We start from the raw sequence: 10,998 nt of genomic DNA on the forward strand, positions 1-10,998 counted from the left end.
ACCGCCGTGGCTGAGCGTAGCGAACGGTCGATCGTATGGCAGGACGCCGGTCAGACGGTGTGGCGCGCGGGCTCTGCGCCCCCCCGGCGGCGATGCCGGGGCTTCGGTCTGTCACCGGAGCGGACGCGCCCCGCCGCGGCCTCTGTCCTCCGCCGCCGGGGCGCGCACGATGCGGACGACTCAGCCCTCCGCCAGGCGGGCGCGAAGGCGGGCCACGGCGGCGCGGATCTGGCTTCGCTCGGCTTGCGTCAGGGCGGAGGCGCGCATCGCCTGGGCGCGGGCGCGCAGGTTCGACGCCCGCGCGTCGAGCGCGGCGGTCGTGGCCGGCGTGATCCTGCCCTGGACGGGGATCCGGTCCAGAACCTCGTCGAAAGGGATCAGGCGTGGATATGCGGACGCGGCCGTGCGCTCTGCTTCCGGCACGTCGATATCCGGCAGGGCACAGCCGAACAGAAAGAACAGGGTCAACAGGGCAGGGCGCATGGATCCGTCACCTAAGGCTGGACGGAAAGCCTAGCCCGCGCGGCCTTCCGCGGGCAATGCGCTTTCCAGCCCCGCGCGGCTCGGCTAGAGGCAGAGCATGGTTGACGACGCAGATATCCTCGCCCGGCTCGATGCCTCCGCGCCCCGTCGGCTGCTGGGCACGGGCATCCTGGGCGCCCTTGGCCTGATGCTGTTGTGGCTGGGCGCCGCCGGACCGGAGGGCGGCGTCTGGCGGCTGGTCTTCGCGCTCTGCGGCGCGCTGTTCGGCGCCGTCGCGCTGGCGCTTTGGCAGGCGACACGGCACGGAATCGTCCTGACGGAAACAGGGATCCTCGACACGTCGGGCCGGGTTCTGGCGCCGATGGAGGATATCGCGGCGGTGGATCGCGGCATGTTCGCCATGAAGCCGTCCAACGGTTTCGTCCTGCGGCTGAACCGCCCGACGGAGCGGGGGTGGGCGCCGGGGATGTGGTGGCGGTTCGGGCGCAGGCTGGGCATCGGTGGCGTGACCCGTGCGGCGGAAGGGCGGGCGATGGCCGATATCCTGGCGATCCGGCTGGCAGGCCGCGGCTGACCGGGATCCGGATTCGGCGGCATGGCGACCGCGCAAATGCCAGGGGCCGCCCGAAGGCGGCCCCGCTCGCGGCGCGGACGTCCGCGATGGGTCGTCACATGGCTTCGGGGGGCATCAACACCGTGTCGATGACGTGGATGACGCCGTTCGACGCTTCGATATCCGGCTGCGTCACGGTGGCCTCGCCGACCATGACCGTATCGCCGTCGATCGACACCTCAAGCTGCTCGCCGTTCACGGTGTCGATCATCTGCCCGTCGGACAGGTCGCTCGACATCGCCGCCGTCGGCGCGACGTGATAGGTCAGGATTGCCGTGAGCCGGTCCTTGTTCTCTTCCTTCAGAAGATCGTCGACCGTGCCCTCCGGCAGGGCCGCGAACGCCTCGTCCGTGGGGGCGAAGACGGTGAACGGGCCGTCGCCCGACAGGGTCTCGACCAGTCCCGCGGCCTCCGCGGCGGTCAGCAGGGTCTCGAAATCGCCGGCATCCTGCGCGGTCTCGACGATGTTCATCGAGTCCTGCGCATAGGCGATGCCGCCGGCGAACATGGCGGCGGCAGCGGTGGCGGTGACGATGGTTGAACGTAGCATGGAGTTCCTCCTGATATGCGAGCGGACTTTCTCCGCATCTGCACACCGAACCCGCGGCGGCCCGGATCGTTTCCGCGACAAAGTCGCACGCCGCGACGGACCCGTGATGGCGGTTGCGCGCCGCCTGGGGATGTCCCAGTCTTGGCGGCACAGTATGCCGGAGGGAATGACATGATCCGCTACGCGTCCTTGCTTGCCGTCCTTTCCGTGGCCGGCTGTGCCTCAGGCACCCGGGACACGCTTGCCGTGGACAGTGCCGGCGCAACCCGGGCCGCCCAATCGCCGCCGGACCTTGCCGCCGTGGCGCAGGCGCTTGATGCCCGCAAGGGCGAGAGGTTGTCTGGCGACCTGACGATCCTGGGCGCCGCCGCGCAAGGCCGGCGTCTCGACATGCGCTTCCGCCACGACCGCGACGCGGCGGAGTTCTCGCCATCGCAGCGCGAGGGCTACGCGCTGGTCGCCACCCGCGCCATCCGCGAACAGATGTGCGCCCAGCCCGCGACGGCCCGGTTCGTGAAAACCTATGACGGGGTGGCCGCCGACATCGTCACCGCCGACGGCGCCCCCCTGGCAGCGATCGAAGTCACCGAGTGCTGAGCGCGGCCACTGGACAGGCCGGGCCCGGGTTTCGATATAAAGGGGCATGAGCCTTCCGCCCGGTTTTCTCGATGAGCTGCGCACCCGCGTGAGCCTGACCCAGGTGGTCGGCCGCAAAGTCACGTGGGACATGCGCAAGTCCCAGCAGGGCAAGGGGGACATGTGGTCCGCCTGCCCGTTCCATCAGGAAAAGACCGCGTCGTTCCACGTGCTGGACCGCGACGGCTATTACTACTGCTTCGGCTGCCACGAGAAGGGCGACGCCATCGACTTCGTCCAGAAGACCGAGAACGTGGCTTTCATGGAGGCGGTGCGGATCCTGGCCGACGAGATCGGCCTGCAGATGCCGGAGCGCGATGCACGGGGACAGGAAAAGGCCGACCGCCGCACCCGGCTTGCCGAGGTGATGGAGGAGGCGGTGAAGTTCTACCGCCTGCAGCTCAAGACCGCGGCGGGGTCTGGGGCGCGCGGGTATCTCGACGGGCGCGGCCTCAGCGCAGAGGCGCAGGAGCGGTGGGAAATCGGCTTCGCGCCGGACGACTGGCGGCGGCTGTCGGACCATCTGGCCGCGAAGGGCGTCGCGCCGGACCTGGTCGCGGCGGCCGGCCTGGCCAAGACCAGCGCCAGGGGCGGCGCCCCCTATGACATCTTCCGCAACCGCATCATGTTCCCGATCCGCGACGCGCGCGGCCGGGCCATCGCCTTCGGTGCCCGGGCCATGGATCCCGCGGAGAGCGCCAAGTACCTGAACTCGCCCGAGACCGCGCTGTTCGACAAGGGGCGGCAACTCTACAACATCGGACCCGCGCGCGCCGGTGCCCGGGACGCGCAGCTTGTCGTTGCCGAAGGCTACATGGATGTCATCGCCCTGTCGGAGGCCGGGTTCTCCGCCACCGTCGCGCCGCTGGGCACCGCGATCACCGAGGATCAGCTGCGGCTCATGTGGCGGATCCATCCCGAGCCGGTCATCGCGCTGGACGGCGACGCGGCCGGCCAGCGTGCCGCCCTCAGGGTGATGGACCTGGCCCTGCCGCTTCTGGAGGCCGGGCAGTCGCTGCGTTTCTGCCTGATGCCGGACGGGATGGACCCAGACGATCTGCTGAAGGCCCGCGGCCCGGAGGCGATGCAGGCGCTTCTGGACGGCGCCCGGCCGATGGTGGACCTGCTCTGGGCGCGGGCGACCGAAGGCCGGCGGCTGGACAGTCCGGAGCGGCGCGCGGCGCTCGACAAATCGCTGCGCGACACCCTGGGGCGGATCGCGGACCCGTCGATCCGCAGCCATTACGGCGCCGCGATCCGCGAGCGCAGCTACCAGCTGTTCAACCCGCGCAAGGCATGGGTGCCGCGCGGCAGGTCCGCCCCCGCCCAGGCCTCAGCGACCACCCGGGGCTCTGAGCTCGTGTCCGGCGTTCAGGGCGAGTCGCTGCGCGAGGCGGTGGTGCTGGCCTTGCTGATCCGCTTTCCCAAGCTGATCGAAACGGTCGAGCCGGTGCTGTCCACCGTGGAGTTCTCTGACCCCGACTACGCCCGGCTCGCGGCCTGCCTGATGGAGATCGAGCCCGCAGACAGCCACGGCTGCCGGTCCGAGATCGCCGCGCGTCTTGGCCCCGCAACCCTTGAAAAGCTGGGATCGACGCGCCACCTGACCGTGATCCCGGCGCTGTTGTCGGACGACATCGACGCCGCCGCGCAGTGCCTTGGCGAAGAGCTGGGCAAGCTGGTGGCGCGGCGGGGCGCGTGGCGGGAGGTCAACGAAGCCTTGGAGGACATCGCCGCCGCCGATACGGAATTCCTAACCTGGCGTCTGGGACAGGCCGCCCGGGCCGTCGAGCGGTCGGAGCGTGGCCAGACGGAAGACAAGAGGCGTTTCGACAAGGCCCCCAACGGCCTGCGTGTCGACCGTGACGAACGAGACGCCCTGGCGGCCTTGCTGCGGGAGATCGGGTTCGTTTCAGACGACGACCGGCGGTGAAACGTGTGCTCTGGGTTACGGCTGCAGGGTTTGCTAAGAGAATCAGGTTTATGAATTGGCGAATCACCGATTCGGGCTACGATTCGCCAAGTAATGGTGTGAAGTGCGAGGGGATGCGTGCTTCGGACGCGTGAAGGAGAGAGCCGAATGGCCGCCAAGGACAACCGCGAAGAACGCTCCAAGGACGATCAGGACGGGGAGGTCATGCTCGACATGAGCCAGACCGCCGTCAAGAAGATGATCGCCGATGCCAGGGAACGCGGCTACATCACCTACGATCAGCTGAACCAGGTCCTGCCGCCCGAGCAGGTCAGCTCCGAGCAGATCGAGGACGTGATGTCGATGTTGTCCGAGATGGGCATCAACGTTATCGAGGACGACGAGGCCGAGGACGAGGACAAGAAAAGTACCGACGTCGCGACGCGGACAGACAGCCGCGAGGTCGCGGTGTCGTCCTCGGAGACCGAAAAGCTCGACCGCACCGACGACCCGGTCCGCATGTACCTACGCGAGATGGGATCGGTCGAACTTCTGAGCCGCGAGGGCGAGATCGCCATCGCCAAGCGGATCGAGGCCGGGCGCAACACCATGATCGCGGGGCTGTGCGAAAGCCCTCTGACCTTCCAGGCGATCACCATCTGGCGCGACGAACTCTTGAACGAGGACATCCTGCTGCGCGACGTCATCGACCTGGAGACGACCTTCGGGCGTTCGATGGCCGATGAGGGAGAGGAGCCTGTGGTGTCGGATCTGGGTTCCACGCCCCAGGACATGGCCCCGCCCCGGCCCAAGCCGCCGGTGGCCGAGACCCGGGATCTGGATGCCGACGGCAATCCGATCGAGACCGCCGACGAAGATGAGGATGACGACGAGCAGGCGAACCTGTCCCTTGCCGCCATGGAAGCCGCGCTGAAGCCCCGCGTGCTCGAGATGCTCGGCGCCATCGCCGACGACTACACCCAGCTTGCGGAGATGCAGGACCTGCGCATGTCCGCCACGCTGAACGAGGACGGCTCTTTCACCGACAAGGCCGAAGCCAGGTATCAGACCCTGCGCGGCGAAATCGTCGTGCTGGTCAAGGAACTGCACCTGCACAACAACCGCATCGAGGCGCTGATCGACCAGCTCTACGGCATCAACCGCAAGATCATGTCGATCGACAGCGCGCTGGTGAAGCTGGCCGATCAGGCCCGCATTAACCGGCGCGAGTTCATCGAGGAATACCGCGGCGCAGAGCTCGATCCGAACTGGATCGACCGTGTGTCGGAGAAGACCGGCCGTGGCTGGCAGATGCTTCTGGACAAGTCGCGCCCCAAGATCGAGGACCTGCGCGGCGAGATGGCCCAGGTCGGCCAGTATGTCGGCGTCGACATCTCCGAGTTCCGGCGCATCGTCCAGCAGGTCCAGAAAGGCGAAAAGGAAGCCCGGCAGGCCAAGAAGGAAATGGTCGAGGCGAACCTGCGCCTGGTCATCTCCATCGCCAAGAAATATACCAACCGCGGTCTGCAATTCCTTGATCTCATTCAGGAAGGCAACATCGGCCTGATGAAGGCGGTGGACAAGTTCGAATACCGCCGCGGCTACAAGTTCTCGACCTACGCGACCTGGTGGATCCGGCAGGCGATCACCCGGTCGATCGCCGATCAGGCGCGCACGATCCGTATCCCCGTCCACATGATCGAGACGATCAACAAGCTGGTGCGCACGGGCCGGCAGATGCTGCACGAGATCGGCCGCGAACCGACGCCCGAGGAGATGGCCGAAAAGCTTCAGATGCCGCTGGAGAAGGTCCGCAAGGTGATGAAGATCGCCAAGGAACCGATCAGCCTGGAGACGCCCATCGGCGACGAGGAGGACAGCCAGCTCGGCGATTTCATCGAGGACAAGAACGCTGTCCTGCCGCTGGACTCGGCCATTCAGGAGAACCTCAAGGAAACGACGACGCGGGTTCTGGCCTCCCTCACCCCGCGCGAGGAGCGCGTGCTCAGGATGCGCTTCGGCATCGGCATGAATACCGACCACACCCTTGAAGAGGTCGGCCAGCAGTTCAGCGTCACCCGCGAGCGGATCCGTCAGATCGAGGCGAAGGCGCTGCGCAAGCTGAAACATCCCAGCCGCAGCCGCAAGCTGCGCAGTTTCCTGGACCAGTAGACCGGTTCGGTACACACTGTCCCTGGCCGCGTGCGACGGATCGCGCGGCTATGCGCGCTTGCTGCGGCGCCGCAGCCGAAGCCCGGTCCAGATCGCGATGCCGGCGATGCTCAGCCCCGGGATCAGGAGCATCAGCCGGATGTCTCGAATGCCGCCCCACGCGCGCTCTATGTATTGCCCCAGGTCGTGCCCGATGCTGACCAGAGTCAGCGCCCAGACCAGGGCGGACAGCAGCGTGACCGGTGCGTAGACCGCGAACGGCAATGTGCTGCCCGTCGCCAGCGCAAGAGGCGCCACCGTCCGCGTCGCGGGGATGAAGCGGAACACCGCCGCCAGCAGGATCGGCCAGCGCAGCAGCCGGCCGGTCAGGGCACGGGCGCGCGGATGGGACATGGCGCGGGCGACGCGAGGATGGGCGCGGAACCCCCGACCCAGCGCGAATATGGAAATGTCCCAGACCCAGCCTCCCGCCGCCGCCGCCAGAACCGTCGGCCAGAAGGGCAGAAGGCCCTTGTGTTCCAACACGCCGGCGGTCAGCGCGACGGTGTCGCCCTCCACAAAGCAGCCCACGAAGACGAAGGCCAGCCCGTAGCGATTCAGAAGCGCGTCGATATCCATTGCCCCTCTCTATAGAGGTTGACGTCCGGCGGGAACGGTCGGGCAATCGTGAGTGGACAGCGGCGGCCGCGCGCGACACCTTTCGGTTCAGCGCCGATGCAAGGAGCCCTGACATGAGACACCTTCTCACCGCGGCCGTCTGCGCCGCTCTGGCCACGCCCGCCTCCGCCTTCCTGGCACAGAACGGTCTGGTGGTCCGCGCGGACGGATCCGACGCGTTCGACGTGGCCTGGACCGGTCCCTCCGGCGCCCCCGACTTCTGGTGCGCGGCGGGGGATTACGCGATCCGCGGTCTGAACCTGCCCACGGCGACGCGCATCTTCCGCTATGACGCGCCGCGGCGGAAGGGCGGTGAGGGGATCCGCTTCGGCCTGGACGAGAGCCGCGCCCAGCCGACCGGGCTTCTCCGGCTCCAGGGCGGGCGCGGTCTGACGGCCGCCTACGCGCGCCGCTTCTGTGAGAGGTCCCGGTGACGCGGACGGAGTTCGAGGTCCGCACCGACGGTCCCGGCCTGACAGAGATCACCGACCGCGTGGCGGGCTGGCTGCCCGACGCCAGCGGCGTGGTGACGCTGTTCGTGCGCCACACCTCCTGTTCGCTGGTCATTCAGGAAAACGCCGATCCGGACGTACGCCGCGATTTGCTGGCGTGGATCGATCGGCTGGTCCCCCGCGCCGATACGGCCGACATGGCCTATCTGCGCCACCGCTCCGAAGGCCCGGACGACATGCCCGCCCATATCAAGGCCGCCCACCTGCCGGTCTCATTGTCGATCCCGGCGGTCGACGGTCGGCTGCTGCTGGGGACCTGGCAGGGGATCTACTTGTGGGAGCATCGCGACGCCCCGCAGACCCGCCGGATCGTCGCTGTCCTCAGCTGATCCTCCACCTTCGCGCGTCAGTTCTGGGGCATCAGGTAGATCTCGCGCACCGCCGCGCGGGGGTCGGCCTCGATCGCGTGCAGGACCGCATCGGCCACGTCCTCTGGCTTCAGCTTGTCGGGCTTGCCCTCATCGAAGAACGGCGTATCGACCATGCCCGGCGCGATCACCGAACACCGCCCGCCCCATTCGCGCATGGCCTCGGCCATGTTGCCGGCATAGCCGTGGACGAACCATTTCGTCGCCCCGTAGATAGAGCCGGAGATGTGCCGCCGGCCCGCGGCAGAGCCGGTCATGACCAGCGTTCCCCTAGTCTTCTTCAATTCGGGCAGGGTGGCGCGGGCCGTCCAGACGACCCCCTTGATGTTGAGGTCGACGAGAGCCGAGATATCCTCCGCGTCGCCCTCTACCGTGCCGGCCTTGCTCAGCCCGCGGCCCGCGTTGGCGAAGACCGCGTCGATGCCGCTGAACCGGTCCACGGCGGCCGCGACCGCCTTCTCCAGCGCGGAGAGATCGGTGACGTCGCAGGGCAGGGCCAGCGCCGAATCGCCGATCTCACCGGCCAGCGCCTCAAGCTTGTCACGCGACCGCGCCACCAGAGCGACGGACCATCCGGCCCGGCTTGCCGCGCGGGCCGTGGCGGCGCCGATGCCGGTGCTTGCGCCGGTGATGAAAAGGGTCCTGGCCATGTGCTGTTCCTTCGCTGGTGGATGTCCGCCTCCAACGTCGCTGGCGCGCATCGGTTCAGGTGTCTCCGCGCCCGCCCCTTATCTTGGGTCCGCGGCATTCGGACTGTCCATCCTTGGGGGGTATGGCTATGGTCGCCCCAGACCCGAGGCGATCGAGAGCATAGGAAGAGGCCATGCGCTGTCCGTTCTGCGGAAATGTCGACACCCAGGTAAAGGACTCGCGTCCGGCAGAGGATCACGTGGCGATCCGGCGGCGCCGGCTCTGTCCGGCCTGCGGCGGACGGTTCACTACCTATGAGCGCGTGCAGCTGCGCGACCTTGTCGTGGTGAAGTCGAACGGGCGGCGCGAGGAGTTCGACCGCGACAAGCTGGAGCGGTCCGTGCGGATCTCGATGCAGAAGCGGCCCGTGGAGCCGGAGCGCGTGGATCAGATGATTTCCGGCATCGTCCGCCGGCTGGAAAGCATGGGAGAGACGGACATTCCGTCGAAGGTGATCGGTGAGATCGTCATGGAAAGCCTGGCCCGGATCGACACCGTGGCCTATGTGCGGTTTGCCAGCGTTTACAAGAACTTCCAGGCCGCGGATGATTTCGACAAATTCGTGAGCGAGCTCAGACCCCTGGCCAAGCCGGAGGAATGAGCGACCGGGCCCATATGGGCCATGCGCTGGCCCTGGGGCGACGCGGATTGGGATCGGTCTGGCCGAACCCGGCGGTGGGCTGCGTGATCGTGGCGGGCGGCCGGGTCGCGGGACGCGGCTGGACGCAGGCCGGCGGTCGCCCCCACGCAGAGACGGTGGCCCTGGCGCAGGCCGGATCGCGGGCGCGCGGAGCGACGGCCTATGTCACGCTGGAGCCCTGCGCCCACCACGGCCGCACCCCGCCCTGCGCCGAGGCTCTGCTGGCCGCGGGAGTCGCGCGCGTCGTGACCGCGCTGGAGGATCCCGACCCCCGCGTGTCGAGCCGCGGGCACGCGATCCTGCGCCAGGGCGGTGCGCAGGTCGTCACCGGACTGCGCGCGGCAGAGGCGCGCCACGATCAGGCCGGGTTCTTCATGCGTGTCACCCAGGGACGCCCGCTTCTGACGCTGAAGCTTGCCACCTCGCTCGACGGGCGCATTGCCACGGCCAGCGGAGAGAGCCGCTGGATCACCGGGCCTGACGCGCGGCGGTCGGTCCATGCCCTGCGGCTGGAGCACGATGCGGTGCTGGTGGGCGGCGGAACGGCGCGGACCGATGACCCCCGGCTGACGGTGCGCGGTCTGGGAGCCGTGCGCCAGCCGGTGCGGATCGTGGTGTCGCGCAAACTCGATCTGCCGTCTGCGGGAACGCTGGCGGGCTCCGCCCGGGACGCGCCCCTGTGGCTTGTCCACGGCAAGGAGGCGCCCGCCGACCGGATCGCCCGCTGGACCGCGCTCGGGGCCACCTGCCTGGACGTCCCGGTGACGCGCGGCCAGCTGGATCCCGCGGCGATGCTGGCGGCGCTGGGCGCGCGCGGCATCACGCGGGTGTTCTGCGAAGGCGGCGGATCGCTCGGCGCGTCGCTGCTGCAGGCCGGGCTGGTGGACCGGCTGATGGGTTTCTCCGCCGGGGTGGCGCTGGGGGCGGAGGGGCAGCCGGCGCTTGGCGCGCTCGGCATCCACGCGCTGGCCGACGCGCCGCGGTTCCGGCTGGACGAGAGCCGGAGCCTTGGCGGCGACGTGCTGAGCCGCTGGACAAGGCGCTAGCCCGGTTCGGGCCCGGTCCGCTCGTGCGTCCGGGACGCGCGCACGGACGTGCTCCGCGCTCGATCCACCGAAGGCAGCGACCGCCACGCCGCAGCGCATCCGGAGGCCCCGTCTGTCGTGCCGATCGACCCTAGAGCGGGATGAAATCAGCCTGAATCGATAGAGGATTCACAGGCCTGCATTTTGGTGATTCACTGTTGCCGACCACAAGATGGAGGGCGAGTAGTGGGTAGAGCACTTTCAATGGACCTTCGAGAGAGGGCAATGGCGCGGCTGTTGGGGGGCGAGAGCGTGCGTCAGGTCGCAGCGGCCCTGGATGTGGCTCCGTCCAGTGTTGTGAAGTGGTCGCAGCGTTTGCGTGCGACCGGGAGTTGCGCTCCGGCAGGGACAGGCGGCCACCCGCCACGCAAGATTGCAGGCGGGCATGAGGCGTGGCTTCTGGAGCGGATAACGGAGCCGTTCACACTGCGCGGACTGGTGGTGGAACTGGCCGAGCGCGGGCTCAAGGTCGACTACCGCACCGTCTGGGCCTTCGTGCGCCGCACGGGCTACTCGTTCAAAAAAAGACCCAACTCGCCGAGGAGCAGAACTGGACCTGTCGCGATTTCGTGCCGCCCCAAGTGCTCGTTTAAGCCACTTTTCTTTCGAATGCGACGGGGCTTTTCCAGCCCAGTGCTGAGTGGCGGCGCCGCGGCATGTAGAAGCAATTGATGTATTCA

At 68.3% G+C, this 10,998-nt stretch carries 13 protein-coding genes; 9 read left to right on the top strand and 4 right to left on the bottom strand.

Going from position 1 to position 10,998, the window contains the following annotated elements:
- Nucleotides 1-180: 180 nt before the first annotated feature.
- On the bottom strand, nucleotides 181-483 hold the full coding sequence (locus KW83_RS17225) for a hypothetical protein (RefSeq protein WP_036181420.1): 303 nt from the start codon (nucleotides 481-483) through the stop codon (nucleotides 181-183).
- 97 nt (nucleotides 484-580) lie between these two features.
- Here KW83_RS17225 and KW83_RS17230 point away from each other — a divergent pair, with 97 nt between their 5' ends.
- Nucleotides 581-1,057: a hypothetical protein gene (locus KW83_RS17230; protein WP_036181422.1), complete on the top strand. Its 477-nt coding sequence runs from the start codon at nucleotides 581-583 to the stop codon at nucleotides 1,055-1,057.
- Nucleotides 1,058-1,151: 94 nt separating this feature from the next.
- On the opposite strand, the gene KW83_RS17235 is transcribed toward KW83_RS17230, so the two are convergent.
- A complete protein-coding gene (locus KW83_RS17235) occupies nucleotides 1,152-1,646 on the bottom strand; it encodes a fasciclin domain-containing protein (RefSeq protein ID WP_036181424.1) in 495 nt (164 codons plus the stop codon).
- A gap of 171 nt (nucleotides 1,647-1,817) precedes the next feature.
- Here KW83_RS17235 and KW83_RS17240 point away from each other — a divergent pair, with 171 nt between their 5' ends.
- From KW83_RS17240 to rpoD, 3 genes are all read left to right on the top strand, one after another.
- Entirely contained in the window at nucleotides 1,818-2,243 is a 426-nt protein-coding gene (locus KW83_RS17240) for a hypothetical protein (RefSeq protein ID WP_036181426.1), read from the top strand.
- A 46-nt stretch (nucleotides 2,244-2,289) separates the two neighbouring features.
- On the top strand, nucleotides 2,290-4,215 hold the full coding sequence (gene dnaG / locus KW83_RS17245) for a DNA primase (RefSeq protein WP_036181428.1): 1,926 nt from the start codon (nucleotides 2,290-2,292) through the stop codon (nucleotides 4,213-4,215).
- A gap of 147 nt (nucleotides 4,216-4,362) precedes the next feature.
- A complete protein-coding gene (gene rpoD / locus KW83_RS17250; protein WP_036181430.1) occupies nucleotides 4,363-6,366 on the top strand; it encodes an RNA polymerase sigma factor RpoD in 2,004 nt (667 codons plus the stop codon).
- A gap of 48 nt (nucleotides 6,367-6,414) precedes the next feature.
- Here rpoD and KW83_RS17255 read toward each other — a convergent pair whose 3' ends face one another.
- Nucleotides 6,415-6,984 carry a DedA family protein gene (locus KW83_RS17255; protein WP_051928624.1) on the bottom strand — a complete coding sequence of 190 codons (570 nt, stop codon included), beginning with the start codon at nucleotides 6,982-6,984 and terminating at the stop codon, nucleotides 6,415-6,417.
- A gap of 113 nt (nucleotides 6,985-7,097) precedes the next feature.
- Between KW83_RS17255 and KW83_RS17260 the strand changes: the two genes are divergently transcribed.
- Together KW83_RS17260 and KW83_RS17265 are read left to right on the top strand one after the other, a co-directional pair.
- On the top strand, nucleotides 7,098-7,457 hold the full coding sequence (locus KW83_RS17260; protein WP_036181432.1) for a hypothetical protein: 360 nt from the start codon (nucleotides 7,098-7,100) through the stop codon (nucleotides 7,455-7,457).
- A complete protein-coding gene (locus tag KW83_RS17265; RefSeq protein WP_036181434.1) occupies nucleotides 7,454-7,864 on the top strand; it encodes a secondary thiamine-phosphate synthase enzyme YjbQ in 411 nt (136 codons plus the stop codon). Before KW83_RS17260 ends, KW83_RS17265 begins: the two co-directional genes overlap by 4 nt.
- A gap of 17 nt (nucleotides 7,865-7,881) precedes the next feature.
- Here the strand turns inward: KW83_RS17265 and KW83_RS17270 are convergent, their stop codons facing one another.
- The gene (locus KW83_RS17270) at nucleotides 7,882-8,553 is read right to left on the bottom strand and encodes an SDR family oxidoreductase (RefSeq protein WP_036181436.1); all 672 of its coding nucleotides are present in this window, start codon (nucleotides 8,551-8,553) and stop codon (nucleotides 7,882-7,884) included.
- A gap of 173 nt (nucleotides 8,554-8,726) precedes the next feature.
- On the opposite strand from KW83_RS17270, the gene nrdR reads away from it, so the two are divergent.
- The 3 genes from nrdR to KW83_RS21270 all read left to right on the top strand — a co-directional run bounded on the left by nrdR (nucleotide 8,727) and on the right by KW83_RS21270 (nucleotide 10,990).
- Entirely contained in the window at nucleotides 8,727-9,194 is a 468-nt protein-coding gene (gene nrdR, locus KW83_RS17275; RefSeq protein ID WP_036181438.1) for a transcriptional regulator NrdR, read from the top strand.
- On the top strand, nucleotides 9,191-10,279 hold the full coding sequence (ribD, locus tag KW83_RS17280) for a bifunctional diaminohydroxyphosphoribosylaminopyrimidine deaminase/5-amino-6-(5-phosphoribosylamino)uracil reductase RibD (RefSeq protein WP_036181440.1): 1,089 nt from the start codon (nucleotides 9,191-9,193) through the stop codon (nucleotides 10,277-10,279). Before nrdR ends, ribD begins: the two co-directional genes overlap by 4 nt.
- Before the next feature lie 264 nt (nucleotides 10,280-10,543).
- Entirely contained in the window at nucleotides 10,544-10,990 is a 447-nt protein-coding gene (locus tag KW83_RS21270; RefSeq protein ID WP_200879708.1) for a transposase, read from the top strand.
- The last annotated feature ends 8 nt before the right edge of the window (nucleotides 10,991-10,998 follow it).

Origin of the sequence: Palleronia rufa, assembly GCF_000743715.1 — a bacterium.
Taxonomy (GTDB): domain Bacteria; phylum Pseudomonadota; class Alphaproteobacteria; order Rhodobacterales; family Rhodobacteraceae; genus Palleronia; species Palleronia rufa.

What these genes read in the sequence shown, in the direction of transcription:
- KW83_RS17225 (WP_036181420.1), bottom strand. Translation starts at nt 483, where the DNA reads ATGCGCCCTGCCCTGTTGACCCTGTTCTTTCTGTTCGGCTGTGCCCTG.
- KW83_RS17230 (WP_036181422.1), top strand. Translation starts at nt 581, where the DNA reads ATGGTTGACGACGCAGATATCCTCGCCCGGCTCGATGCCTCCGCGCCC.
- KW83_RS17235 (WP_036181424.1), bottom strand. Translation starts at nt 1,646, where the DNA reads ATGCTACGTTCAACCATCGTCACCGCCACCGCTGCCGCCGCCATGTTC.
- KW83_RS17240 (WP_036181426.1), top strand. Translation starts at nt 1,818, where the DNA reads ATGATCCGCTACGCGTCCTTGCTTGCCGTCCTTTCCGTGGCCGGCTGT.
- dnaG (WP_036181428.1), top strand. Translation starts at nt 2,290, where the DNA reads ATGAGCCTTCCGCCCGGTTTTCTCGATGAGCTGCGCACCCGCGTGAGC.
- rpoD (WP_036181430.1), top strand. Translation starts at nt 4,363, where the DNA reads ATGGCCGCCAAGGACAACCGCGAAGAACGCTCCAAGGACGATCAGGAC.
- KW83_RS17255 (WP_051928624.1), bottom strand. Translation starts at nt 6,984, where the DNA reads ATGGATATCGACGCGCTTCTGAATCGCTACGGGCTGGCCTTCGTCTTC.
- KW83_RS17260 (WP_036181432.1), top strand. Translation starts at nt 7,098, where the DNA reads ATGAGACACCTTCTCACCGCGGCCGTCTGCGCCGCTCTGGCCACGCCC.
- KW83_RS17270 (WP_036181436.1), bottom strand. Translation starts at nt 8,553, where the DNA reads ATGGCCAGGACCCTTTTCATCACCGGCGCAAGCACCGGCATCGGCGCC.
- nrdR (WP_036181438.1), top strand. Translation starts at nt 8,727, where the DNA reads ATGCGCTGTCCGTTCTGCGGAAATGTCGACACCCAGGTAAAGGACTCG.
- ribD (WP_036181440.1), top strand. Translation starts at nt 9,191, where the DNA reads ATGAGCGACCGGGCCCATATGGGCCATGCGCTGGCCCTGGGGCGACGC.
- KW83_RS21270 (WP_200879708.1), top strand. Translation starts at nt 10,544, where the DNA reads ATGGCGCGGCTGTTGGGGGGCGAGAGCGTGCGTCAGGTCGCAGCGGCC.